Raw genomic sequence first — 25,676 nt, forward strand, 5'->3', positions numbered from 1 at the left:
CCTATACAGAAATATGACTAATAATATTTTTGACCTTGCCAGAAGATTTATCCCGCTCAATTGACGAGACATAGTCAAACTCCAGCTTCATTGAACTACCTACACGTTGCTGAAGACTGCTGGCAAGCCGGTTCTCAAGACCTTCGCTTGCAGTAATACCCATTTTTAATACCAGCCTGATATTGAGTGAATTTTCAGAGTTTTGAACCAACTGAAACTGTGCCACTTCATCAGAATAGTTGTAAAAGAGGGTGTAGAAATTTACTCCGGGAAGAAGTTTTCCTTCAGCAAAAATAAGGTCAGATGTTCTACCTTCAATTTCTCCCCTATAGACTTTCGACCCATAGTTACACTGGCTATCAACTATCTCATCTAATCGAAACACATCTTTCATGTTGTAACGGATCATAGGAAATGCCGAATTCAAAAACCCAGTGCCAATAATTTCGTATTTATTTTCTGTCCCATCTATTGGGAGCAGTTCAGTAAATGAATAGTCCTCATTTATGTGATAACCGTTACATTGACTACAACGAGTGAAAGAGTTGGAAAGTTCAGCTGTACCGTAACGATCTATAACCTCTACATTAGGAAAAGCAGATGAAATCGTATCATACCATTGTATAGTCATCTTTTCAGAGGATAAGAAGAGAGCTTTTAAATAAGGCAAGTCTAAGCTTTGCTCTGGGTGCTCTCTCAATTTGATAACTGACTCATAGGTTAGCTTCAACCTTTCCAGTCATGAACTCAGACCAAAGTTGTTCCCAGCGCCCCTTACTCTGGATCAGTGCTCTTGTTGTCAAAAGCACTTCCGCTCCTGTTGCTTTCCACCTCATTCCAGAACCACATAATCGTTGCTTTACCAGAGTCTTACAAGCCGCTTCAGTAACTCCTGAACCTATTGGCCAATGGCGTTTAAGCGCCTGATGATAATTCATTAACTGGTGATTGTTTGTAAAATAGCTCACAGCTTTGTAGCGCTTCTCTGTCAGTGCGATTGTCTTTTTCGGGAGCTCGGCTGATTCAATTTCCTGAAGGATTTTTTTGGCTGCTCCACGCTTGTTTTTCAAACTATGTAGCCTGTCTTCAAGCCACTGGTGTCGCTTCGCCTTACTGGTTGGAAACAGTGCTTCCGCTGCTCCAGCTAAATATTCAGATGCATGATAAAAATCGAGTATCTGCCCAGAGGTATGTTGTTTCAAATAACTCCAGTTTTCTCTAGCCCCGTCAGCTACCCCGATGTATGTGGCATTTGGGTAGAGTCGTTTTAGATCTGCAATCTCCTCGTCGAGCTTGCTCATAAAGCTTTGTTTACCATACTCTGGCGAACTGGCTGTATATATCGTGTGGAGCCTGTCTCCATCTGCAGAATATAGGCTCAATGTCCCACACATGGCTTCCCTCCAGCCTTCTTCACAAAGCAGCATGCAGGTTCCATCCAGACCAATGGCTATTGTTTCAACAGGCTCTTTTAGTGGAGGAAGGTGGTAGTGAGTGTCTTGCTGGTCTTCAATTAATGCACCTACTCTGTCCGATAAATGCTTGATATAAGAATTTGAAAGCGTCCTTTGATGGTTGGTCTCAAAATCTTCTTTTACCGCAGGCGCTGGCATCTGGCTGTATTTCCAGGCGATAGACTTGGCAAATTTGGGGGTAGCTGAACCAATAATACCGGCACGAAGATCAAGTGCTGCCAGAGTACTGCCACCTCTGACACCCTGATATACGGAGCGCTCCAAAGGTATACGACCGTATAAGGTTTCATAGTGCTTAAGAACCTTTCCTTTGTAGTTCCACTTCTGCTGATTAACGACGATAGGTTCTTTATTGGGTGATTCAAATAGCCCCAATAACTCTTTTGTTCCAAGCTGCCCGGCTTCATTGAGTGCACGCTGTAAACTATCTTCAAGATTCAGCATGTTGCCTGAATCTATAGAAACTTCGTAACTATTCAGCACCCAGCAAAGGCGTATTGTTGTAATTTCGAACCGCTTTAAGAAGCGCCTGAAATATGTTCAACCCCTGCTTTTTAGCAGATGATAAATAGCTTCGGATTCGGGTAAACATGGTACCTCCGTCTTCGCTTCTGAAGCAGCCTGAGATCTTCTGCTTAAGTTTGGCCATCCTGGCATCACGTTCACTGCCATTGTTATCGAAGGGAATTGAAAAGTCCGACATGAAGCGCAACGTTTCAACCTTAAACTCAATAAGCCTTTTGAACAGGTTGTAGGCCTTGGTATTCCTGACCTTCTTACGTCCAAGCACCTGTCGTTGTTTTTCCATATAAGCGGTTTCCTTCGTGAGAGCCCTTTGAAGGATTTGGTCGTATATCGTCTCAATGCGAAGCTGTATTGCACCAGGCATTTGAGTCAGACCGGCTGCTTTGTATTTCTTGCAGAAGTGCCAGGAGAGCGTAAGCAATTTCATCAGCCGCAGAGCCAGCTTATTCGCATCCCTATCGACAACTCCCTGAAGCTCTCTCAGATGATGGGCATTACAAAGCACATGCACTGCCGCATAGGCAAAGTAGGACTTCCAATGATCGTGAACCAGAATGCCTGCAAAAGTCAGCAGGATGCCCATTGCATCCATTGCTTCACAACCTCGCCTTTCTGAGAGGTAGTAAAGCGTCCATTGGTCATCTCGCATAATGTGTAACCACCACAGTGAACCGTCAACCCGCATGCCAGTTTCATCCGCTCCTGCAACCGGACTTTCTTGTAAAGCATCGCGGATACTCTGCTCAGTAGAGGCCAGGTTCTCATGGGTATAGGCAACAAAATTGGCAACAGAGCCTGCGCTGACACTCATGCAATAAATAGTATTGAAATACTCAGACACCCGGTGATATGGGATGAAGTGATACTGGTTTAAATGAACAGCCATTGCCTGAGTCACTTCTCCGTATTGAGCAGCGGCTTTCACTCCTTGGGGAAACTCAGCGGTGTTCCGTTTACCACAAGGACATACTTTAACGTCTGCCCAGTACGCGGTAACTTCAAATTCTCCGGGTCTACCTGGATCAAAAACCTGTCGCTCAATGTATTTGGTGGGTTTAATATCGATAAGCGAAGACTGGCAACAGCAACATTTTTCAACCTTCAGATGCCTGACATAATCGGGTAAGGCGACACGTCTCAAACAAGAGCCTTGATGACCTTTCTGGCCACCTGGTTTATTGCCTGAAGATGGTCTAAGGCTTTTGGGGTTCGGTGTTTCCTGTGAGGAGCAGGGGGCTTCTTTGGAAGATGTATCACCTTTATCACTCCCTTTTTTACTGGGCTTTTGATAACCATCTGACGATGGTGGCTTACTACTGTTTTGACTGTTTTTATTAACCCTTTCTTCCAGTTCGCTGCAACGTTCCCGTAAAAGCGCATTCTCGGTCCGAAGCTCTTCATTCTCTTTAAGGAGAGCTTCGGTAAACGGAGTAGCTGGGAAGTCTGGTTCCATACTGGAGATTTGTTAGAAAAATTGAGTATAAGATGATGGTCGAAAAATCAGAAAATTCCAGATTTATATGAAGGGTGCTGAATAGTTACGAAACTTCAATTTGCAAAACGATGCTTTTGGTAGAGCTGGAAATAACAGAAGCGGGCATGACAGTTAACTATTATGAGTGGTGTTCCCATAGTAGCTGTGAAAATAGAGCACTATTGTTTCAATCATTCAGAGAGAGCACCCTTTGCTCTTTACAGAACAAAGCAAGTGCATATGCTGATGATGGGTAAGCGAAAAGGAAGCGAACCTTATGCTGGTTAAGAAGCTTAATATATGTATTAAGATTTTCATGATCCATATGATAGGCAGAAAACCAAAGGATATTTTGAAGCTTAGTAAACATGAATTTTGGCGCAGCCGGATTATCGGGGATATAGCTTCTTAATGCACCAATCAGCTCGCCAGGTTGATAACCATACCTTGAAAAATTTCTGAGTACATAGAGTCGTTCTTTGCGAATGTCACTAAGAGCACGAGCAAATTTAAACGGTTCACCACTTGAACCTGAAGTAGCAGTATCTACAACAAGAAGCGATTTAGACACTTTGAGATCATTATACTGGTGTAATAGCTTGCTTTTATCGAGTATGGGAAATGTGCTTATATCAAGAGGATCAACATCAAAATTTTTATAAAAAGGTAAGCTTCCAGCTATGGAAAGAATTTTTTCAAGCTTGCAAGACTGCTCTTTCAAAATTTCAACTTGATCATAATACAGTGCAGAACAAATTTCAGTGTACCCATAATAATAATAGGCTGAAGATAATGATGATGGTATTAGCTCTGATACTCTAGAAGCAATTTTCTTTAGATTAATCATCAATAAGAACCCAGTTATTTTCTATGGCAATACTTCGTAGTTTTGGGTCAACAGGATTGATAATATACGCTTTATCTGCAAGCTGTAACATTGAAAGATCACTTATATGATCACTGAAAGCGACTCTTTCGGTAATAATATCCTTTTGTTGAGACTCCCACTCTCTTATTTTCTCTGCTTTATCCTTTCCATAGAACAGAGGCTTATAAAAATCACATAATCGCCTAGCAAGAATAACATCAAAAAAACCATCAAAATCGCTTCCTCCAATTAAGTCAGAAATAGAGGCGGAAACGACAACAATTTTGAAACCATTCTTTTTGTAGCCTAGAAGAATATCCCGAGAGGATAGTATTAAGTTGTTGTTTAGTTTTTTTGAAAAGCTAACAATAAGCTTATTTACTTTTCTCTGATCAACAAATTTAAAAGCAAATATTTTGAGTTCTTCACTTCTGAGCAATTTACCGACAGCTCTGAAAATAATGCTTATACATTTAAAAGGTAGACCTAACTCAGATTCTGAATATTTCTGAAAGTCAGAAAGAGAAAAGCCATTATATAAGGTATTGCAATAATCGACGTAAGCGACTTTCACTTATTGGTTACCTATAAAATTTAGTAACTATTCAGCACCCTTCATATAAATCTGGAATTTTCTGATTTTTCGACCATCATCTTATACTCAATTTTTCTAACAAATCTCCAGTATGGAACCAGACTTCCCAGCTACTCCGTTTACCGAAGCTCTCCTTAAAGAGAATGAAGAGCTTCGGACCGAGAATGCGCTTTTACGGGAACGTTGCAGCGAACTGGAAGAAAGGGTTAATAAAAACAGTCAAAACAGTAGTAAGCCACCATCGTCAGATGGTTATCAAAAGCCCAGGGGTGCTCTCTCAATTTGATAACTGACTCATAGGTTAGCTTCAACCTTTCCAGTCATGAACTCAGACCAAAGTTGTTCCCAGCGCCCCTTACTCTGGATCAGTGCTCTTGTTGTCAAAAGCACTTCCGCTCCTGTTGCTTTCCACCTCATTCCAGAACCACATAATCGTTGCTTTACCAGAGTCTTACAAGCCGCTTCAGTAACTCCTGAACCTATTGGCCAATGGCGTTTAAGCGCCTGATGATAATTCATTAACTGGTGATTGTTTGTAAAATAGCTCACAGCTTTGTAGCGCTTCTCTGTCAGTGCGATTGTCTTTTTCGGGAGCTCGGCTGATTCAATTTCCTGAAGGATTTTTTTGGCTGCTCCACGCTTGTTTTTCAAACTATGTAGCCTGTCTTCAAGCCACTGGTGTCGCTTCGCCTTACTGGTTGGAAACAGTGCTTCCGCTGCTCCAGCTAAATATTCAGATGCATGATAAAAATCGAGTATCTGCCCAGAGGTATGTTGTTTCAAATAACTCCAGTTTTCTCTAGCCCCGTCAGCTACCCCGATGTATGTGGCATTTGGGTAGAGTCGTTTTAGATCTGCAATCTCCTCGTCGAGCTTGCTCATAAAGCTTTGTTTACCATACTCTGGCGAACTGGCTGTATATATCGTGTGGAGCCTGTCTCCATCTGCAGAATATAGGCTCAATGTCCCACACATGGCTTCCCTCCAGCCTTCTTCACAAAGCAGCATGCAGGTTCCATCCAGACCAATGGCTATTGTTTCAACAGGCTCTTTTAGTGGAGGAAGGTGGTAGTGAGTGTCTTGCTGGTCTTCAATTAATGCACCTACTCTGTCCGATAAATGCTTGATATAAGAATTTGAAAGCGTCCTTTGATGGTTGGTCTCAAAATCTTCTTTTACCGCAGGCGCTGGCATCTGGCTGTATTTCCAGGCGATAGACTTGGCAAATTTGGGGGTAGCTGAACCAATAATACCGGCACGAAGATCAAGTGCTGCCAGAGTACTGCCACCTCTGACACCCTGATATACGGAGCGCTCCAAAGGTATACGACCGTATAAGGTTTCATAGTGCTTAAGAACCTTTCCTTTGTAGTTCCACTTCTGCTGATTAACGACGATAGGTTCTTTATTGGGTGATTCAAATAGCCCCAATAACTCTTTTGTTCCAAGCTGCCCGGCTTCATTGAGTGCACGCTGTAAACTATCTTCAAGATTCAGCATGTTGCCTGAATCTATAGAAACTTCAATTTGCAAAACGATGCTTTTGGTAGAGCTGGAAATAACAGAAGCGGGCATGACAGTTAACTATTATGAGTGGTGTTCCCATAGTAGCTGTGAAAATAGAGCACTATTGTTTCAATCATTCAGAGAGAGCACCCATAATGCATGCTAATGGCTGAATTATGATAGTTTTTGAATAAAGCGTTGCTCTATCAAAAGTTTTAAATCTTTCACCAATGTAATAAAAGAGAAAAAAACACACGTTAAAAAAGATAATTATTATAGAACCAATTTCACCACCATAACTTACCAAAAACGATACAAGTGCAACTAGCAACAAAGAGAAAAAGAATATTTGCCGCTCCCATGCTTTCCTGTCTTGTTTATTTTCGAAATAAGAAAGTGAAAAAGGAAGACCAAAAGAAAGGCAGGTTGATAAAATCGTGCTTAGAGTAATAAGGTACTGTAACTCACCTCGCTCTTCTACAGTTAGCAATCTGGCAACAATCACTGATAATACAAAAGAAAACAAAAGCCCTTTAAGGGCATTTGTTCCTGCTAATATATATTCCAGTCTGACTCTTTTAATCATACTTGAATATTACCAAATCCCTTTAGTATCAACTATGAAGCCCACTGCTGGCCTAAACCGCTTAAATTGGTAGTGATCAACTAGAAGCACATACACATCGGCTCTAGTGAAAGCCGTATCCAGATTGACCAGTTCAAAATCCTCTTCCACTCTTTCCACATTGGGCTCAACAGCAATAACATTACACCCCAGTGTATTTACCAGTGTTCTGGTTATTTGAAGTGCAGGGCTTTCTCTTAAGTCATCAATATCTGGCTTAAATGACAAGCCAAAACAGGCAACAGTAACTTCTTCTCGCTTTTTATTAGGATTATCAGCCAGAAACTGCTCAACTTTCTCATTAACCTTATCAATCACCCATGCAGGCTTACTGTCGTTTGTTTCCCTTGCCTGCCGAATCAGTCTGGCTTTTTCAGGTGTTTTGCTCACAATAAACCAGGGGTCAACGGCAATGCAGTGACCACCTACTCCTGGACCTGGCTGAAGGATATTCACTCGTGGGTGACGGTTAGCCAGCTCAATCAGTTCCCAGACATTGATATCCAACTCGTCACAAATTACAGAGAGTTCATTGGCAAAGGCAATGCTCACATCACGGCTGGCATTTTCGGTTAATTTGGCCATTTCTGCGGTGCGGGCATTGGTAGTAATGCAGTCGCCCATTACAAATGTTTTGTAGAGTTCTACCGCTCTCTGGGAGCTTTCGTGGTTAATACCGCCAATCACGCGGTCATTTTCTACCAGCTCTCTGACCACCTGCCCGGGAAGTACCCGCTCCGGGCAATGAGCTATGTAAATGTCGAATGTTGGGTGTTGAGTGATGGCGCTTTTAATTCACCATTACCCAAGGGGACTTTCAGGTCTGGCCTTGCCTCCGCCAGCCACTCTGCCATTTGCTCGGTTGCACCGACCGGTGAAGTGGATTCCAGCACGACCAGATCGCCTTTTTTCAGAACGGGTGCAATGGCTTTGGTCGCTGCCTCTATGTAGGAGAGGTCTGGCTCGTGGTTATCTTTAAATGGCGTTGGTACGGCAACCAGAAACGTATCCGCAGGTTCTGGTGTGGTGGTGGCTCTCAGATAACCGGCTGTTACCGCGGCGCTTACCAGCATATCGAGATCTGGTTCGACAATATGAATGCGACCTTCGTTAATGGTATCTACTGCGTGTTGATTAACGTCAACACCGATTACGTTCACCTTGCGGGACGCAAACATCGCTGCCGTTGGTAGTCCTATGTAGCCAAGACCGATGACTGAGACCGTTTGAAAGCTGGATTGACTCATTTAGTAGGTTCTGTATATACGTTTGAAAAATAGGCTTACCACAGAGACACCGAGGGCACTGAGAAGCGCTTTTTATTAAAAACTCTGTGTTCTCTACGCCACTGTGGTAAATAAAATTTGAACTTAAAGACAGGAATACAATCTATCTGAATTAATAAATATCTGAGTAGCTGCCTGATGGATAACGAATTAACGGGTTTAATTATTGGGCTTGCTATAGAGGTACATCGAGCGCTTGGGCCAGGCCTACTTGAAAGTGCCTATGAGGAAGCCCTTTCTTTTGAGCTTCATTCCCATGGGCTTAATTTCAAACGCCAGCACACATTACCTCTGGCTTATAAAGGGAATACTCTCAATTGCCACTTCCTGCTTGATCTTGTGGTTGAAAACCAAGTCATACTGGAGCTTAAATCCGTTGAACGATTACTGGCCATTCATCAAGCTCAATTACTGACATATCTTAAGCTTGCGAAAATACCCATTGGACTGCTCATCAACTTTAATGAAGTTGTTTTGAAGCAAGGTATTAAGCGGCTGGTTATTTAATTTGCGCCACAGAGACACAGGGCACACTGAAGTAAAGTTTTAATTTAATACCGGCTTTCTGCCGTGAATTTATCATCAACTCTGTTACGCAGTGAGTACTTTGCACGTGTTTGCACCACGGAGGCACAGAGATCACAGAGCTTTTTTTAATTTAAGCTCTTCCTCAGTGTCTTCTGTGCCTCTGTGGTGATTAAAATCATGCCAGTAATGCCTCAATGATTCGCTGGCATGCATTCCCATCACCATAGGGGTTATGGGCGTATGCCATCTTGTCATAGGCTTGCTGGTCGGTCAGCAGTATTGCACAGCTGTTTACTATCTGTTCAACATCGGTTCCTACCAGTATTACGGTTCCGGCTTCTACCGCTTCAGGCCTTTCCGTGGTTTCCCGCATCACCAGTACCGGCTTACCGAGAGATGGAGCCTCTTCCTGGATACCACCAGAGTCGGTCAGGATGATGTGTGCCCGATTCATCAGATACACAAAAGGCAGATAATCCTGAGGCTCAATCAAGTGAATATTTTCGACGTTTGAAAGCAGACGATTTACCGGTTCCCTGACATTTGGGTTCAAATGTACCGGGTAAACAATCTGCGCATCCGGGAACTCCCTGGCGGTATTTGCCAATGCCTGACAGATCCGTTCAACCCCCCCCCCAAAGCTTTCACGACGATGGCCCGTAACCAGAATCATCTTTCGACTGCTGTCCAGAAATGGAAACTGCTGTTCACAGCGACTATTGAACACCATATCGCTCGACAGTCGGTTTTTAACCAGCAACAGGGCATCAATGACTGTGTTGCCGGTAATAACAACCCTGTCTGCCGGGATAGACTCAGCCAGCAGGTTTTCTCTGGACTTGTCGGTTGGAGCAAAATGCCACCGCGCCAAAGCGCCGGTCAGTTTTCTATTGGCCTCTTCCGGCCAGGGGGAATAAAGATCCCCCGTTCTCAGTCCTGCCTCAACATGGCCAACCGGAATCTGCTGATAGAATGCGGCAAGGCTGGTTGCCAGCGTAGTCGTGGTATCACCGTGAACGAGTACTGCATCCGGTTTGGACTCTGACAATACGGATTCCATCCCCTTGAGAATCAGTGTGGTAATATCGGTCAGTGTCTGGCCTGATTTCATAATATTCAAATCATAATCAGGTGAGATTTTGAACAATGACAATACTTGGTCGAGCATTTCCCTGTGCTGCGCTGTTACACAGACTTTTGCATCAATAGCTGGATGCTCAAGCAGTGCCTGCACCAATGGTGCCATTTTTATGGCCTCAGGGCGGGTGCCAAAAACAATTAAAACTTTCATTAATTTCCTTAAGCATTACCGCTACTGCATACCAGCCAATGCAGCGGTAAGTCCGGTGTTATGTTCAAACGTTATGAAAAATGGTCTTAAAAAACTGGGCTTAAGTGGAAGCCGATAAAGATTGAAAATAGAAAAGCGTTTTCTACTTTGTAGATCTTTTTGTAAAACAGAAATGAGATGTACTTCACAAATCGAGCGAGCAAAATATGACAAACAATAAGAACTGAACTATTTTCACACAAGACTGTTGCCAATGGAGTCATTCAAACTTTGTAAGCGTGGCAGTCTTTGTCGGCACAAGCCTCCTAAACCTTTCTAAAAGCCACGCTACCGCCCGCCATCTTTTGCGCTCTATGTTGGAACAGCGAAATGTTAATTTGTAAAGATCATGCCGCAGGCATGCTGCCAGACAGACACTCTCATGCCCTTCTTAAGGGCGGTTGATGGTGCAGCTTTTGTCCGGCTTTTAAAATCTATGTATAACTATGGTGAGCATATTGTAAACATCATAAACGACGCCGCAATAAGAACAATCCTCATTATTACCTTTTATTTACATAGCAGTTTTTCCACAGAGTCATTAATCGCGATCAAAAAAAGCCGCTCGTTATGAGCGGTCTTTTGGCTTTAAGGCTTTAAGTCAGTATTTTCGGGTGACTGAGCCTGCATCAGGCATTTTTTTTGAACCACAAAGTAGCCGATGAAAACTCTCTTACACATCGACACTTGCACCATCCATGGTGGTCGGTCTGTTAATGTTCCATACAAAACAGACACTTCCACCATCCATGGTGGTCGCACAAAGAGCACAAATAAAAGCCCCTTCCTTCGTGCGCTTTGTAATCTCCGTGGTTAACAAAAAGTTAATCAAGCAGTGCCAGAGTAGTAGCCGTCGTGGTCGTAATAGCCCTGGCTGTAGCCATAGGCATCTTTCTGGCTTGGGTTGATCTTGTTCAGCACAGCCCCGGTTACTGGTGCACGGGCCTGCAACAGACGACCCACAGCCACCTGAATGGCATTAACCTGCATACGGCCTGCCTCTACCACATAGATCAAACCGTCACAGTGGCGGGAGACCATCAGTACATCACTGACGTTTTGTACCGGTGGGCAGTCCAGCACCACATAGTCGTAGTGCTCTTTCAGTTTTTTCAGCAGTGTTCCGAAACGCTCAGAAGCCAGCAACTCCTGCGGGTTTGGCGGCACCAGACCACAGGGGACCACATCAATGCCATCCACCTTATGTACTGCTTCAGCAACCGATGCCGTGCCTGTCAGCAAATTCGCCAGACCAGCAGAGCCGCCTTTTACGTTAAAGTTTTTACCCACCACCGGACGACGCAGGTCACAGTCAATCAGCAGGGTTTTACCCAGCTGCCCAAGGGCCAGAGCCATATTAGACGCCGTCGACGATTTACCCTCACCCGGCACGGTCGAGGTCACCGCAAACAGCTTATGCTCCTGATCCATGGCGCTCAGGTTGATACTGGTACGGATGGTGCGGATCGCTTCACCAAAACCATGCTGTTCTTTGTTGGTGAACAGGCTGTGAATCTGACCATCCAGTTTTTTATCGGTCAGTCTTGGCAGCACACCCAGCACCGGAAGGTTCAGCTTCTCTTCAACGTCTCTTGCTGTACGAACCGTGTTGTTCAGCATCTCCAGCAGGAAGGCAATACCACAGGAGACCAGCAGACCGACCAGAACAGCAATAGCAACGATCAATGACTTCTTCGGTTTTACTGGACTCTGGGGCACAAACGCCTGATCCACCACACGAGCATTGGCAGTTTGCAGGTCACTGGTTGCCGAAGTCTCTTGAATACGCTTAAAGAAGGCATCGTACAGGTCTTTATTAATACGAACCTCTCGCTCCAGCGCCTTCAGACGGAACTGCTTACGGTTGATATCCTGAACTGCGGCTTTGACCTCAGAAACCAAGGGTCAGGTCTTTCATCGTGCATTTCCATCCTAATGGTCTACTTTTTGATTTCTTGAATAAATATAAAAAGTGGTTCCAATGAATAAGAAACAACGTGAAAGAATGGCTGCCCTTAGCTGCGATCTTGTAAAGCTTCCTTTCGGTGGGGCTGTTTTATACCCGATCTTTCAGGAGAACATGATTGCTGCTATTGTTTTCTTTGGGTTGGCCACTTCACTGGCCTTGGTATATCTGGCTTTGCTTCTGGAGTCTGACCATGATTGAGATGAACGCTTTCGCCTGGACTCTGGCTATTTTCTTTACCACTGTCTGTGCACTGGTGATCTGGGTTAAATATCTGAACCATAAGGATCATAAAAAATAGGTGGTGGTGCCGGGTCTTTCATATCTGTCTTAATAGTCTACTTTTTACTCTTCATAAATAGAAAAATGAAGTAAAGGAAAATGAGTAGACCTCTACGAATCGAGTACGCTGGTGCGTTGTATCATGTCACCTCTCGCGGTAATGAACGCAAACCTATTTATCGAGAAGATGCAGACTTTCAGCTGTTTCTTGATACCCTGGCCGAAGTCTGTGACCGGTTTAACTGGGTCATCCACTCATTTTGCCTGATGACCAACCATTATCATCTGGTGTTGGAAACGCCCGATGCCAATCTCTCCAAAGGTATGCGACAGCTTAACGGTGTATATACGGTGCGCTTTAATCGTAAGTACGGTCGGGTAGGCCACCTTTTTCAAGGGCGTTATAAAGCCATTCTCGTGGATAAAGACGCTTACCTTATGGAGTTAAGTCGCTACGTTGTTCTAAATCCGGTAAGAGCCAGCATGGTAAACACACCAGATGTGTGGCCGTGGAGCAGTTACTGCTTTACTACTGGTCTGTTCGATTCGCCCCCCTGGCTGGCCACTGATGCCACGCTTCGCTATTTTGCCAGCGACCGTGATGAAGCCATTCTCGGGTTTGCCCGGTTTGTTGCTAACGGTATTGGCGTCAATATCTGGGAGCACCTTAAACAGCAAATCTATCTCGGTGGTGACGAGTTTATCAATGCCCAGCTTGCGTACAAGCCTGAAGGGAAGCCTGAGCTTTCTGAAGTACCGCATAAGCAGAGACGCAGCACTGCCCCCTCCCTACAATACTTTATGGAAACCGCACAAACCCGAAATGAAGCAATTATTTCAGCATTTGAATCCGGCGCTTATACCCTGTCTGAGATAGCAGATTACGTTGGCCTGCATTACACAACGGTGAGCCGTATTGTTCGCTCGCCTATTCGTGGCTTTTAATCACAGAGGCTTTGCGAGAACCCTTTTAGGAGCTTTGTGTTCTTTTGCGTTCCTGGGTATCGCGGCTAGCAAAGAGAAGTGAGGTAGGTTTCACAAACCGAATAACTCAAAAATGACAAATAGTGAAAACTGAGCTAGTTTAGATCCGCATCGTTATCATCACTCACTTCAAGAATACAACCTTTTGTAACCCTGCCAATCTCATCGCTTTTCTGAAAACCACGCTACCGCCCGCCATCTTTTGCGCTCTATGTTGGAACAGCGAAACGTCGGTTTGTAAAGATCATGCACTAGGCATGCTGCCAGACGCTTCTTGCCAGCCCCTTTATAAAAAGGGATGACTACGCAGTTTTTTGTCTGGGCTTTTAAAATCTATGTATAACTATGGTGAGCATATTGTAAGCATCCTAAACGACACTGCAATAAGAACAATCCTCATTATTACTTTTTATTTACATAGCAGTTTTTCCACAGAGTCATCAATCTCGATCAAAAAAAAACCGCTCGTTATGAGCGGTTTTTTGGCTTTAAGGCTTTAAGTCAGTATTTTCGGGTGACTGAGCCTGCATCAGGCATTTTCATCGACCACGCAGTGGTTAGAAAAAACCAGCCAATAGCTCAAGGTTTGTTATGCCAGAGTACCTGGTAATTCGATTGAATATTGGTGCGAAAGTAATCCGGCACACTGTGCCAGGCCATCACCTGGACAATAATCGGGATATTGGAATCACGCAGCGCTTCTATAAATGAAGATAACTGCTCGTAATCCGCGTCTGTGTCCTGCGCCGGCGGAAAGTGAACCACCAGATCCAGGTCACTGGTGTCATGGTTAGTCCCTTTAACCCGGCTACCGTATGCCCAGATCTCGGTACCCCTGGCAAACTGCTTTTCTGCAATTTCGCAGATAGCCTGCCGGTCTCTCTCTCTCAGGTCAATCATCCGCCATCCTTTCAGCATGCCGGTTTATGGACTGCTCCAATGCGGTCGCATCATTGATAAAGTCAGGGAGCAGCTTCAGTGTGTATTCGGCAAACTTTTTTCCATAGTCATGGGCCGTATTATTGCGGTTATCCCGGTATTTCAGCCAATGCTCTGCCTGCTCCAGCGTTAATAAATCGTGTTGCGCCGCCTGCCGGAATACTTCTTTAAAAACCATCCGGTCTACCGCTTTGGGACTATGAGCAAAATCCTTCAGGCACTTTCTCAGAAGCTTCCCGGCCTGCTCCAGAATAATTTCAAACTCTTTAACACAGGCTGAGCGATACATTTCATACTCAATACTGCTCTCTTCGGCCTTGGTTACCATAGAGTAGGCCTTATCCAGTGTCTGGATACAGCGACCGAAAAAAGTGGTGTCGATTGTCATGCCCGCCTGCCTTCAATTCTTATGAATACTAACTACCGTTATTTTATCAGCATAAATCAATGGTAACTATTCAGCACCCTTCATATAAATCTGGAATTTTCTGATTTTTCGACCATCATCTTATACTCAATTTTTCTAACAAATCTCCAGTATGGAACCAGACTTCCCAGCTACTCCGTTTACCGAAGCTCTCCTTAAAGAGAATGAAGAGCTTCGGACCGAGAATGCGCTTTTACGGGAACGTTGCAGCGAACTGGAAGAAAGGGTTAATAAAAACAGTCAAAACAGTAGTAAGCCACCATCGTCAGATGGTTATCAAAAGCCCAGTAAAAAAGGGAGTGATAAAGGTGATACATCTTCCAAAGAAGCCCCCTGCTCCTCACAGGAAACACCGAACCCCAAAAGCCTTAGACCATCTTCAGGCAATAAACCAGGTGGCCAGAAAGGTCATCAAGGCTCTTGTTTGAGACGTGTCGCCTTACCCGATTATGTCAGGCATCTGAAGGTTGAAAAATGTTGCTGTTGCCAGTCTTCGCTTATCGATATTAAACCCACCAAATACATTGAGCGACAGGTTTTTGATCCAGGTAGACCCGGAGAATTTGAAGTTACCGCGTACTGGGCAGACGTTAAAGTATGTCCTTGTGGTAAACGGAACACCGCTGAGTTTCCCCAAGGAGTGAAAGCCGCTGCTCAATACGGAGAAGTGACTCAGGCAATGGCTGTTCATTTAAACCAGTATCACTTCATCCCATATCACCGGGTGTCTGAGTATTTCAATACTATTTATTGCATGAGTGTCAGCGCAGGCTCTGTTGCCAATTTTGTTGCCTATACCCATGAGAACCTGGCCTCTACTGAGCAGAGTATCCGCGATGCTTTACAAGAAAGTCCGGTTGCAGGAGCGGATGAAACTGGCATGCGGGTTGACGGTTCACTGTGGTGGTTACACATTATGCGAGATGACCAATGGACGCTTTACTACCTCTCAGAAAGGCGAGGTTGTGAAGCAATGGATGCAATGGGCATCCTGCTGACTTTTGCAGGCATTCTGGTTCACGATCATTGGAAGTCCTACTTTGCCTATGCGGCAGTGCATGTGCTTTGTAATGCCCATCATCTGAGAGAGCTTCAGGGAGTTGTCGATAGGGATGCGAATAAGCTGGCTCTGCGGCTGATGAAATTGCTTACGCTCTCCTGGCACTTCTGCAAGAAATACAAAGCAGCCGGTCTGACTCAAATGCCTGGTGCAATACAGCTTCGCATTGAGACGATATACGACCAAATCCTTCAAAGGGCTCTCACGAAGGAAACCGCTTATATGGAAAAACAACGACAGGTGCTTGGACGTAAGAAGGTCAGGAATACCAAGGCCTACAACCTGTTCAAAAGGCTTATTGAGTTTAAGGTTGAAACGTTGCGCTTCATGTCGGACTTTTCAATTCCCTTCGATAACAATGGCAGTGAACGTGATGCCAGGATGGCCAAACTTAAGCAGAAGATCTCAGGCTGCTTCAGAAGCGAAGACGGAGGTACCATGTTTACCCGAATCCGAAGCTATTTATCATCTGCTAAAAAGCAGGGGTTGAACATATTTCAGGCGCTTCTTAAAGCGGTTCGAAATTACAACAATACGCCTTTGCTGGGTGCTGAATAGTTACAATCAATGTACAGGCCACTCACAAAAAAACGGCCTTTCTGGATAATTTTGAACCACAAAGATCATAAAAAACACAAAGGCAAAGAAAAGGCTTTTCTTCGTGCGCTTTGTGATCTTCGTGGTTAACAAAAAGTTAATCAAGCAGTGCCTGAGTAATAGCCGTCGTGGTCGTAATAGCCCTGGCTATAGCCATAGGCGTCTTTCTGGGTCGGGTTGATCTTGTTCAACACCGCACCAGTCAGTGGCGCACGGGCCTGCAATAGACGACCAACGGCGACCTGAATCGCATTAACCTGCATCCGGCCTGCCTCTACCACATAGATCAAACCGTCACAGTGGCGGGAGACCATCAACACATCACTGACGTTTTGTACCGGAGGGCAGTCCAGCACCACATAGTCGTAGTGCTCTTTCAGCTTTTTCAGCAATGTTCCGAAGCGCTCGGAAGCCAGCAGCTCCTGCGGGTTTGGCGGCACCAGGCCACAGGGGATCACATCAATGCCATCCACCTTATGTACCGCTTCCGCAACCGACGCAGTGCCCGCCAGCAGGTTTGCCAGGCCAGCAGAGCCGCCTTTTACGTTGTAGTTTTTACCCACCACCGGGCGACGCAGGTCACAGTCAACCAGCAGGGTTTTACCCAGCTGCCCCAGGGCCAGCGCCATATTAGACGCCGTCGATGACTTACCCTCACCCGGCACGGTCGAGGTAACAGCAAACAGCTTATGCTCCTGATCCATGGCACTCAGGTTGATACTGGTGCGGATGGTGCGGATCGCCTCACCAAAACCATGCTGTTCTTTGTTGGTGAACAGGCTGTGTATCTGACCATCCAGCTTTTTATCGGTCAACCTGGGGAGCACACCCAGCACTGGCAGGTTCAGCTTCTCTTCAACATCGCGCGTTGTACGAACGGTGTTGTTCAACATCTCTAGCAGGAAGGCAATACCACAGGAGACCAGTAGACCAAGCAGACCGGCAATAGCAACGATCAATGATTTCTTCGGTTTTACCGGTTTTTCCGGCACAAACGCCTGGTCCACCACACGGGCATTGGCCGTCTGCAGATCACTGGTTGCCGATGTTTCCTGAATACGCTTAAAGAAGGCATCGTACAGGTCTTTGTTAATACGAACCTCACGCTCCAGCGCCTTCAGGCGGAACTGCTTGCGGTTGATATCCTGTACCGCCGCTTTTACCTCAGCGACCGCTTTTTCCAGGCTGCGCTCATTGGCTTTATCAATCTCGTATTCGCGCTCAACGCCTTCAACAATATTACGAATCTCAACCTGTACGTTCTGTCGAATACTCTCCAGCTCAGAACGGGCAGAGATCATTTTCGGGTGTTTCGGCCCATAACGGCGGGAAAGCTCCAGCACCTGGCGCTCCAGCTTGGACTCTTCCTGCTTCAACCCCTGAATCAGCGGATGCGCAAGTACCGCTTTCAGCGTCTGGTTATCGCCATTATTCAACTTCCCAGCACGAATCTGCTCATAAATATTTTCTGAAACCGCCAGCTTATGACGTACCTGCACCAGGGACTCAGTCAGTGCTTTCAGCTCATTACTGGAAACGGTCAATACCCCTTCCATATCAATCAGCTGCTCCTGCTCACGGTAAGCCTGCAGGTTCTGTTCAGCCACTTTCAGCTTTTCAGAAAGCTCACTCAATCGCCCCTGCATCCAGTCGGTAGCACTGAGGGTCAGGGAGAGCTTCGCTTCCATATAGGATTCGATGCAGGCGCTGGCAATGGCATTGGCAATCTGGGCTGCCAGGCGCGGATTTTCCGATTCCGCATGAATACGGACGATCTGGGTTTTTCTGACCGGTTCAATGGCAACGTGTTCAGCCAGCACATTAACCGTATCCCGCAAAATCGCACGCTCATCAGCGATTTCTTCTGGCTGCGCAATACCCAGCAGACCCTGCCAGTCGGTTAAACCGGCATACCAGGGCTTTTCCTTCAGAGCGGTATTAAACTCCGGATTTTTCAGCAACCCGAGTTTATGCACCACCTTTACCAGAACGCCCCTGGATTTCAATACTTCAAACTGGGTGTTCAGGTAGCTGTCGTTACCACCTTCAATACCATAGATCTCCTCAATGGAGACCACTTTGGCCTGTTCCTGCTCAATCTGCAGGACAGCTGTCGCCTTATACACAGGCGTCATGGAGAACACCACCAGCACTGCCATCAAGGTGACGGCCAGGGTAAAGCCAATGATGGGCCAGCGGTAAGACACCAGCACATGGAAAATCTGGCGAAGATCAATAATATCTTCGTCCTGCATCGGCCTGGCCGAAGGGGCCGCCGAAGCCATTTTAGAATCTGTACTCATGAACTCTGCACAATGTCGTCAGCAATGGTGCTGCTTTTAATAAATCAGAAGAAGCTTTCTTTTACGGTAATGATGTCACCGGGCAACACCGAACCGTTCAATGCCAGTTCGCGCTCAACCGCGCTGCCCCGCTCTTCGCGGGTAACCATAATGCCTTTCTTGGCGGCGCGCTGGGTAAAACCACCGGCAAGGGCAACGGCCTTTTCAAGGGTGAGGCCCGGCTCAAAACTGAAGCCACCGGGTGATTTCACTTCACCACTGACAAAAAACTTGCGGTACTCCTTGATGGACACACTGACCCGCGGATCGACAAAGTAACCGTCTTTCAGTTTTTCGGTAATGTATTTTTCCAGCTGACCGACGGTCATCCCCTTTACGCGGAACTCACCCAGGAATGGGTAGGAAACGGTGCCAGCATCGGAGAGGATCAGCTCTTTTTCCATATCAGCTTCACCAAACACCGAGATGCCAATTTTATCCCCGGAGCCCAATTCATAGCGGGAGAGGCTCATTAACTGATCAGCACTGGCAACACCGCTGACCAGAAGCGTAAACACCATCAGCACCGCTGATAATGACAAATGTATTGAGGAGGTTCGAACCGTTCCCATTACCACAACCTATCTGATAACTCCTTAGAGGATCCAGCAGACAACTGACGTCCTGACTAGTGAGCAAAAATTCAACACGAAAAAAACAGGCTGGGTTTTATACCAGCCTGCCTGCTTTGCAACTCGTTAACACCCTGAGATCAGAGGGCAATAGTGCCGCTCAGCATGTAAACGTTACGCTTGTAACCACTTTCGTCCACACCCACCAGGCGGGCAGACTCATCACGATCCGTATTCTCATAAGAAAGAGAAACGGTGGCATTACGCATCACGTTCCAGTCGACAGAAAGACCAAACTGATGGATGGTACGGTCTTTCTGGCTGACACCGAATCTATTCTGCACTTCTTCATCGGTGTAGCTGTAGTTAGCGTTTGTACTGATTTTCGCCGTCCACTGGTGAGTCCAGTACAAACCAGTGGTAGTACCCTGGGTAAACTCTGCAGTCTGTGGGTTTTCAGACTCCAGACCGTAGTCACGGCTGGTGCTCAGCTGGAATACGGAATGGTCAACCGGCAGGTAGCTGACGCCCACTTCCCAACCGGTGTAGCCCTGGCGATCCACATCGCTGGCTGAAGCGTCGCGATAACGACGACCCACTTTGGCATAACCGCTGGTTTTTGCAGTTGCTTCCCAGTTCAGACCCACCAGGTAACTGGTGATGTCGTAGCCAGCGCCCTGCTCATCAGTGTAATCCAGTTCACGCTGTTTGATTTCCACCAGCGCGTCGGTTTTTGGCATAAAGCGGTAGTAGGCCGTAGCACCGTATTCAGTGGTTTTACGGTCACTGCCTTCTTTTTCACCGGCAGTTTCCTGGTACTTCTGCTTGTTGTAGCTACCAAACAGATCAGCACGCATCATGGCTTCAGTAGAACCAAAGCCGTACTTCAGACCACCTTTGGTGCGAGTGAATTCTGGCGCTTCTTTATTATCAGCACCATCAACCGTAGAGCCAGCATCGTGGTAACGGCCAAAGTCAAAGTCCACATCCAGACGGTTACGGCTGTTGAACTCCTGGTGAATCAAACCAGTCACGCCATAATCAACAAAATTTGCGTCTGACTCGCTGGTAAAACTGGTGTTCTTAGCGGCCAGGGTGGCTTCGTAGGTGCTCATGCCCTGTTGAGCCTTGAAGGCAGCTGAAGCGTCTACATTCATAACCGTAGAGCTTTTGTTGGCCAGCGTACCTTCGCCTTCGCGGAAGACGTTGTCATCATGACCAATGGCCAGTGTTGCCATCGGCGTTACTTCTACCGGCCCCATGTCGACATGACCGGCATCTTCCACCGCTGCCATTGCAGTCATTCCATAACCCGCCATGGCAATGGCCAGGCTCAGCTTGCTGATCCCTTTCATCTATTGTTTCACCCTACTGTATAAATTTGGCCGCCATGAAAGGCAGTATGGTAAATAGCAACATCCAGAGGGGTGTACCGCCAAGGCTCCCTGGATAATTTATAATCATTCGAAGTAAACATTCAGTATACAACGCGCATTGTATTATAAAGAGATTGTCAATATAATTTCCAGCGGGTTTTGCCATCTTTTTTCCGCATGAAGTCCCTAGTGGAAAATCGCTGCAGACCCCGAAACTTATACGACCAGGGACACTCTGCTCAGACCATACAAGAATTGACTCCTGGCCATTAAATTGAACCGAAGGAAGACCATGAAATCTAAACTACTTGTTGCTGCAACCGCACTGGCAGTTTCTGCCATGGCTGGTGTGGCTCAGGCAGATCTGGCAGCAGAACTGGCGGCCGGAAAGCCAACCGCAGAGTCCCTGGCACAGGCCGCTCAAACCCAAGGCGTTTCTGTGGAATCCCTGATTGGCGATCTCGCTACTCAGTTCCAAGACCAGCCAGCCCTCTTGCAGGCTATCGTCAGCGAAGCCATCAAAGCTTTCCCTGAACAGGCTTCCCAGATCGTATACGTTGCCGTGACGGCGGCGCCAGCTCAGAAAGCGGCCATCACAACCGCCGCTACTGCTCAGCTGGAAAACAATCCAGAAGCGCAGAAAGCCGTTCAGGAAGCCGCCGACAGCGCTGAGCAGACCGTTGCCCAGAACGAAACCGGCACTCAGCCACAGGGTGAAGCCGAGCCAGAAACTGAAGCGGAACAGAGTGAATTGCCAGGTGAGTCTGAGGGCGACACCCCTGCCAATGAAACACCAGCACCGACGCCTCCACCGCCACCGCCACCACAGAACAATACGCCAGACAAGCCACCCGCTGTCAGCGATAATTGATCTGAAAACACCCGACATTGCTCGGGTGTTTTTTTATCGGTTGAACTGCAAAGAGCACAAAGGCTTTTTTTTGTTTTGTCCTTATAAAGCAGTAACCAGGAAAAGGTCATTTTGAACCTTGTAAGGTTTCCCGCTCACCTCTAATAATAACTTTGTGATCTTTGAGGTTAAAAAAGAAAAGCCATAATCTCTCACGCTCTCCACAAACCATCAAAAAGACCCTGAGCAAATGACGAATAACAATTCCCTGCCCGCCATTCTACTCAGACATCCGTCAGGGTTTGCCCCCGTTGTGCCGGTCGACTTTCAAACCGAGCCTTTTCTGGTGTGCGATTTTTCCAGAAACAACACTGAACTGCATGAGACCGATCTCTCCACCATTGAGAACATGGAGGCCTATGTTTCTGGCAAACTCCATAATGCAGGCGTTCAGGTGGGTGTTGGAGGGTATAACGAAGAGCGAACGGTGTATGAACGCAGCAAGCAGTTTCAAACCAATGATGAAGTCCGCAGCAGGGTGCTCTCTCTGAATGATTGAAACAATAGTGCTCTATTTTCACAGCTACTTTGGGAACACCACTCATAATAGTTAACTGTCATGCCCGCTTCTGTTATTTCCAGCTCTACCAAAAGCATCGTTTTGCAAATTGAAGTTTCTATAGATTCAGGCAACATGCTGAATCTTGAAGATAGTTTACAGCGTGCACTCAATGAAGCCGGGCAGCTTGGAACAAAAGAGTTATTGGGGCTATTTGAATCACCCAATAAAGAACCTATCGTCGTTAATCAGCAGAAGTGGAACTACAAAGGAAAGGTTCTTAAGCACTATGAAACCTTATACGGTCGTATACCTTTGGAGCGCTCCGTATATCAGGGTGTCAGAGGTGGCAGTACTCTGGCAGCACTTGATCTTCGTGCCGGTATTATTGGTTCAGCTACCCCCAAATTTGCCAAGTCTATCGCCTGGAAATACAGCCAGATGCCAGCGCCTGCGGTAAAAGAAGATTTTGAGACCAACCATCAAAGGACGCTTTCAAATTCTTATATCAAGCATTTATCGGACAGAGTAGGTGCATTAATTGAAGACCAGCAAGACACTCACTACCACCTTCCTCCACTAAAAGAGCCTGTTGAAACAATAGCCATTGGTCTGGATGGAACCTGCATGCTGCTTTGTGAAGAAGGCTGGAGGGAAGCCATGTGTGGGACATTGAGCCTATATTCTGCAGATGGAGACAGGCTTCACACGATATATACAGCCAGTTCGCCAGAGTATGGTAAACAAAGCTTTATGAGCAAGCTCGACGAGGAGATTGCAGATCTAAAACGACTCTACCCAAATGCCACATACATCGGGGTAGCTGACGGGGCTAGAGAAAACTGGAGTTATTTGAAACAACATACCTCTGGGCAGATACTCGATTTTTATCATGCATCTGAATATTTAGCTGGAGCAGCGGAAGCACTGTTTCCAACCAGTAAGGCGAAGCGACACCAGTGGCTTGAAGACAGGCTACATAGTTTGAAAAACAAGCGTGGAGCAGCCAAAAAAATCCTTCAGGAAATTGAATCAGCCGAGCTCCCGAAAAAGACAATCGCACTGACAGAGAAGCGCTACAAAGCTGTGAGCTATTTTACAAACAATCACCAGTTAATGAATTATCATCAGGCGCTTAAACGCCATTGGCCAATAGGTTCAGGAGTTACTGAAGCGGCTTGTAAGACTCTGGTAAAGCAACGATTATGTGGTTCTGGAATGAGGTGGAAAGCAACAGGAGCGGAAGTGCTTTTGACAACAAGAGCACTGATCCAGAGTAAGGGGCGCTGGGAACAACTTTGGTCTGAGTTCATGACTGGAAAGGTTGAAGCTAACCTATGAGTCAGTTATCAAATTGAGAGAGCACCCCCGCAGCATTCATCTGGGCATTGATATCTGGATGAAAGCGGGCACACCGGTTTATGCACCATTGGATGGCAAAATTCACAGCTTCCAGAATAATGACGCCTCTGGCGACTATGGCCCAACCCTCATTCTGGAACATCAGCTGGAGGGCACCACCTTTTATACCCTTTATGGCCACCTTAGCCTTGAGTCACTCAATGATAAGCACGAAGGACAAACCATTGTCCGGGGAGAGCCCATCGCCACGTTAGGTGCTTCAGAAGTGAATGGCCACTGGCCACCCCATCTGCATTTTCAGGTTATTACCGACCTGCTCGGTCAAAAAGGGGACTTTATTGGCGTCGCACCGAAATCCGAGCGGGACTATTACCTCAGCATCTGCCCTGACCCAAATCTGATTCTAGGGATTCCTTCTTTAAAACCACAACGATCATAAAGCGCACGTTCTTGTGCTAAAAACGCTCACTTTTCATGCGATCTATCAACAAACTGCACAAATTCAGTGCTTATGCCTGTATTGAACCGGTTTCTTGCTGACTTATATCAAAAAATGAGCAACCCATTGGTTCTATTATTGATCTGCGCCAGAAGGCCTGAGGTACAGCGGGTTATGGTTTTTGCATACGCAAATCCACCCTATTTCAGCTGAACAAATATTGATCAATTTCACTTTATCGTGAAATATGTAGAGAGTATGATGATCCGTTGGTTTCATCATCCATCAGATCGAGGCTTTCTTTTTTGTCAGGTCAACCCTTGTCAGCACAAGCAGTGTCAGATCAAACAGCGCCAGCGCCGCTGAAGATTGGTCCTTACCCCATCGTTAACCCGGTGGTACTGGCGCCCATGGCGGGCGTTACCGACAGTCCGTTTCGCAAACTCTGCCTGAAAATGGGTGCAGGCATGGCGGTGTCGGAGATGGTGACCAGCAACCCGAAGCTCTGGAATACCCGCAAGTCCAGGCTGCGCATGGATCACAGCTGTGAGTCCGAACCGCGCTCCGTCCAGATTGCCGGAGGTGATCCGGAACAGATGGCCGAAGCGGCCAGACTGAACCAGGAGTTTGGTGCCCAGATCATTGACATCAATATGGGTTGCCCGGCCAAGAAGGTGTGCAACAAGGCGGCGGGGTCCGCCCTGCTGCGGGACATTGAACTGGTAGAGTCCATCCTCAAAGCCGTAACCGCGGCGGTGGATATCCCGGTGACGCTGAAGATTCGTACCGGCTGGGACCCGGACCACCGTAACGGCGTTGCGGTTGCCAGACTGGCAGAACAGTGTGGCATTGCCGCCCTGGCGGTTCATGGTCGTACCCGCGCCTGCATGTATAAGGGTGAAGCAGAATACGAAACCATCGCCAGTATTGTTGAGGCGGTGAGTATCCCGGTGATTGCCAATGGCGATATCACCTCACCGGAAAAAGCACGGCATGTTCTGGACGCTACCGGTGCCAGCGCATTAATGATTGGCCGTGCCGCCCAGGGTCGTCCCTGGATATTCCGGGAGATCAACCACTTCCTGCAACACGGGGAACGGTTGGCCGCACCGGATCAGAATGAGGTTCAGGCAATCCTCTTGGGGCATCTTGAAGCACTCCATCAGTTTTACGGAGCGTTTCAGGGTGTGCGGATTGCCAGAAAACATGTCGGCTGGTACATGCAGGACCAGCCATCCGGCCTGGAGTTTCGCCGGCATTTTAATAAGCTGGAATCTTCGGAAGAACAGCACACCTGCATACGGGAGTATTTTCAGCGTTTTTCAGAGTCAACTTTTGCGAAGAAGTTAAAAGGTAACGGAGAGGACATAGCGGCATGACGGCAACACAAGTAATCATAGAAGAAGGTCGTCCAGTAAATGGCCATGGGGGAAGCCTTGCCACAGCGTCGAGAATCCCAGAGTCTCAGACTCTGCGCGACAGTGTGGAAAAGTCCATGAATAACTACTTTGCCCACCTGGACGGGCAGGACGTCACCGATGTCTATCAGATGGTTCTGTCTGAAGTAGAAGCGCCTCTACTGGAAACGGTGATGGCTTACGTTAAGGGCAACCAGACCCGTGCCGCCACGTTACTGGGCCTGAACCGGGGAACCCTGCGTAAGAAGCTCAAGCAATACGGCCTGCTTTAATTGATTTATTCATCATTCT

At 46.6% G+C, this 25,676-nt stretch carries 27 protein-coding genes; 11 read left to right on the forward strand and 16 right to left on the reverse strand.

The window, feature by feature from the left end; genetic code table 11:
* Position 1: 1 nt before the first annotated feature.
* The 5 genes from ACOCLE_RS14145 to ACOCLE_RS14165 form a co-directional block, all read right to left on the reverse strand.
* The gene (locus tag ACOCLE_RS14145; protein WP_419533007.1) at positions 2-730 is read right to left on the reverse strand and encodes a hypothetical protein; all 729 of its coding nucleotides are present in this window, start codon (positions 728-730) and stop codon (positions 2-4) included.
* Positions 714-1,958: an ISKra4 family transposase gene (locus ACOCLE_RS14150; RefSeq protein WP_419533008.1), complete on the reverse strand. Its 1,245-nt coding sequence runs from the start codon at positions 1,956-1,958 to the stop codon at positions 714-716. Before ACOCLE_RS14150 ends, ACOCLE_RS14145 begins: the two co-directional genes overlap by 17 nt.
* Entirely contained in the window at positions 1,948-3,453 is a 1,506-nt protein-coding gene (gene tnpC / locus ACOCLE_RS14155) for an IS66 family transposase (RefSeq protein WP_419532963.1), read from the reverse strand. Before tnpC (ACOCLE_RS14155) ends, ACOCLE_RS14150 begins: the two co-directional genes overlap by 11 nt.
* A gap of 208 nt (positions 3,454-3,661) precedes the next feature.
* Positions 3,662-4,321: a hypothetical protein gene (locus tag ACOCLE_RS14160; protein WP_419533009.1), complete on the reverse strand. Its 660-nt coding sequence runs from the start codon at positions 4,319-4,321 to the stop codon at positions 3,662-3,664.
* Complete coding sequence (locus ACOCLE_RS14165) at positions 4,314-4,916, reverse strand: haloacid dehalogenase-like hydrolase (protein WP_419533010.1); 603 nt, start codon at positions 4,914-4,916, stop codon at positions 4,314-4,316. The genes ACOCLE_RS14160 and ACOCLE_RS14165 overlap by 8 nt, the downstream gene beginning before the upstream one ends.
* 112 nt (positions 4,917-5,028) lie before the next feature.
* Here ACOCLE_RS14165 and ACOCLE_RS14170 point away from each other — a divergent pair, with 112 nt between their 5' ends.
* Entirely contained in the window at positions 5,029-5,223 is a 195-nt protein-coding gene (locus ACOCLE_RS14170; protein WP_419533011.1) for a DUF6444 domain-containing protein, read from the forward strand.
* A gap of 8 nt (positions 5,224-5,231) precedes the next feature.
* Here ACOCLE_RS14170 and ACOCLE_RS14175 read toward each other — a convergent pair whose 3' ends face one another.
* The 4 genes from ACOCLE_RS14175 to ACOCLE_RS14190 form a co-directional block, all read right to left on the reverse strand.
* Positions 5,232-6,512: an ISKra4 family transposase gene (locus ACOCLE_RS14175; RefSeq protein WP_419532972.1), complete on the reverse strand. Its 1,281-nt coding sequence runs from the start codon at positions 6,510-6,512 to the stop codon at positions 5,232-5,234.
* Between the two features lie 64 nt (positions 6,513-6,576).
* Positions 6,577-7,029: an oligosaccharide flippase family protein gene (locus ACOCLE_RS14180; protein WP_419533012.1), complete on the reverse strand. Its 453-nt coding sequence runs from the start codon at positions 7,027-7,029 to the stop codon at positions 6,577-6,579.
* A gap of 9 nt (positions 7,030-7,038) precedes the next feature.
* Positions 7,039-7,785: a nucleotide sugar dehydrogenase gene (locus ACOCLE_RS14185; protein ID WP_419533013.1), complete on the reverse strand. Its 747-nt coding sequence runs from the start codon at positions 7,783-7,785 to the stop codon at positions 7,039-7,041.
* 32 nt (positions 7,786-7,817) lie between these two features.
* Positions 7,818-8,315, reverse strand: a complete 498-nt coding sequence (locus tag ACOCLE_RS14190) for an NAD(P)-binding domain-containing protein (protein ID WP_419533014.1) — start codon at positions 8,313-8,315, stop codon at positions 7,818-7,820.
* A 177-nt stretch (positions 8,316-8,492) separates the two neighbouring features.
* Here ACOCLE_RS14190 and ACOCLE_RS14195 point away from each other — a divergent pair, with 177 nt between their 5' ends.
* On the forward strand, positions 8,493-8,861 hold the full coding sequence (locus ACOCLE_RS14195; RefSeq protein WP_419533015.1) for a GxxExxY protein: 369 nt from the start codon (positions 8,493-8,495) through the stop codon (positions 8,859-8,861).
* A 196-nt stretch (positions 8,862-9,057) separates the two neighbouring features.
* Here the strand turns inward: ACOCLE_RS14195 and wecB are convergent, their stop codons facing one another.
* Positions 9,058-10,173 (reverse strand): non-hydrolyzing UDP-N-acetylglucosamine 2-epimerase, encoded by a 1,116-nt coding sequence (wecB, locus tag ACOCLE_RS14200; RefSeq protein WP_419533016.1) that lies wholly within the window; start codon positions 10,171-10,173, stop codon positions 9,058-9,060.
* A gap of 867 nt (positions 10,174-11,040) precedes the next feature.
* Complete coding sequence (locus ACOCLE_RS14205; protein WP_419533017.1) at positions 11,041-12,114, reverse strand: formate--tetrahydrofolate ligase; 1,074 nt, start codon at positions 12,112-12,114, stop codon at positions 11,041-11,043.
* 79 nt (positions 12,115-12,193) lie between these two features.
* Here ACOCLE_RS14205 and ACOCLE_RS14210 point away from each other — a divergent pair, with 79 nt between their 5' ends.
* Both ACOCLE_RS14210 and ACOCLE_RS14215 read left to right on the forward strand, forming a co-directional pair.
* The gene (locus tag ACOCLE_RS14210) at positions 12,194-12,379 is read left to right on the forward strand and encodes a hypothetical protein (protein ID WP_419533018.1); all 186 of its coding nucleotides are present in this window, start codon (positions 12,194-12,196) and stop codon (positions 12,377-12,379) included.
* Between the two features lie 180 nt (positions 12,380-12,559).
* Positions 12,560-13,405, forward strand: a complete 846-nt coding sequence (locus ACOCLE_RS14215) for a transposase (RefSeq protein WP_419533019.1) — start codon at positions 12,560-12,562, stop codon at positions 13,403-13,405.
* 618 nt (positions 13,406-14,023) lie between these two features.
* Here ACOCLE_RS14215 and ACOCLE_RS14220 read toward each other — a convergent pair.
* Positions 14,024-14,362 carry a nucleotidyltransferase family protein gene (locus ACOCLE_RS14220; protein WP_419533020.1) on the reverse strand — a complete coding sequence of 113 codons (339 nt, stop codon included), beginning with the start codon at positions 14,360-14,362 and terminating at the stop codon, positions 14,024-14,026.
* Entirely contained in the window at positions 14,337-14,771 is a 435-nt protein-coding gene (locus tag ACOCLE_RS14225) for a nucleotidyltransferase substrate binding protein (protein WP_419533021.1), read from the reverse strand. The genes ACOCLE_RS14220 and ACOCLE_RS14225 overlap by 26 nt, the downstream gene beginning before the upstream one ends.
* A 151-nt stretch (positions 14,772-14,922) precedes the next feature.
* Between ACOCLE_RS14225 and tnpC (ACOCLE_RS14230) the strand changes: the two genes are divergently transcribed.
* Positions 14,923-16,428, forward strand: coding sequence for an IS66 family transposase (tnpC, locus tag ACOCLE_RS14230; protein WP_419532963.1), 1,506 nt, complete (start codon positions 14,923-14,925; stop codon positions 16,426-16,428).
* A gap of 140 nt (positions 16,429-16,568) precedes the next feature.
* Here tnpC (ACOCLE_RS14230) and ACOCLE_RS14235 read toward each other — a convergent pair whose 3' ends face one another.
* The 3 genes from ACOCLE_RS14235 to ACOCLE_RS14245 form a co-directional block, all read right to left on the reverse strand.
* On the reverse strand, positions 16,569-18,752 hold the full coding sequence (locus ACOCLE_RS14235) for a GumC family protein (protein WP_419533022.1): 2,184 nt from the start codon (positions 18,750-18,752) through the stop codon (positions 16,569-16,571).
* 62 nt (positions 18,753-18,814) lie between these two features.
* Positions 18,815-19,381 (reverse strand): polysaccharide biosynthesis/export family protein, encoded by a 567-nt coding sequence (locus ACOCLE_RS14240; RefSeq protein ID WP_419533023.1) that lies wholly within the window; start codon positions 19,379-19,381, stop codon positions 18,815-18,817.
* Between the two features lie 140 nt (positions 19,382-19,521).
* A complete protein-coding gene (locus ACOCLE_RS14245; RefSeq protein ID WP_419533024.1) occupies positions 19,522-20,736 on the reverse strand; it encodes a hypothetical protein in 1,215 nt (404 codons plus the stop codon).
* Positions 20,737-21,049: 313 nt separating this feature from the next.
* On the opposite strand from ACOCLE_RS14245, the gene ACOCLE_RS14250 reads away from it, so the two are divergent.
* From ACOCLE_RS14250 to fis, 6 genes are all read left to right on the forward strand, one after another.
* On the forward strand, positions 21,050-21,628 hold the full coding sequence (locus tag ACOCLE_RS14250; RefSeq protein WP_419533025.1) for a hypothetical protein: 579 nt from the start codon (positions 21,050-21,052) through the stop codon (positions 21,626-21,628).
* Positions 21,629-21,857: 229 nt separating this feature from the next.
* Complete coding sequence (locus ACOCLE_RS14255; protein ID WP_419533026.1) at positions 21,858-22,166, forward strand: hypothetical protein; 309 nt, start codon at positions 21,858-21,860, stop codon at positions 22,164-22,166.
* A 60-nt stretch (positions 22,167-22,226) separates the two neighbouring features.
* A complete protein-coding gene (locus ACOCLE_RS14260; protein WP_419532972.1) occupies positions 22,227-23,507 on the forward strand; it encodes an ISKra4 family transposase in 1,281 nt (426 codons plus the stop codon).
* Positions 23,491-23,967, forward strand: coding sequence for a peptidoglycan DD-metalloendopeptidase family protein (locus ACOCLE_RS14265; RefSeq protein WP_419533027.1), 477 nt, complete (start codon positions 23,491-23,493; stop codon positions 23,965-23,967). The genes ACOCLE_RS14260 and ACOCLE_RS14265 overlap by 17 nt, the downstream gene beginning before the upstream one ends.
* Before the next feature lie 410 nt (positions 23,968-24,377).
* Positions 24,378-25,346: a tRNA dihydrouridine synthase DusB gene (dusB, locus tag ACOCLE_RS14270; protein ID WP_419537210.1), complete on the forward strand. Its 969-nt coding sequence runs from the start codon at positions 24,378-24,380 to the stop codon at positions 25,344-25,346.
* Positions 25,343-25,657: a DNA-binding transcriptional regulator Fis gene (gene fis / locus ACOCLE_RS14275; protein ID WP_238593700.1), complete on the forward strand. Its 315-nt coding sequence runs from the start codon at positions 25,343-25,345 to the stop codon at positions 25,655-25,657. Before dusB ends, fis begins: the two co-directional genes overlap by 4 nt.
* Positions 25,658-25,676: the final 19 nt, after the last annotated feature.

The sequence above is a fragment of the Endozoicomonas sp. genome (genome assembly GCF_965196975.1).
In the GTDB taxonomy this organism is placed as follows: Bacteria; Pseudomonadota; Gammaproteobacteria; order Pseudomonadales; family Endozoicomonadaceae; genus Endozoicomonas.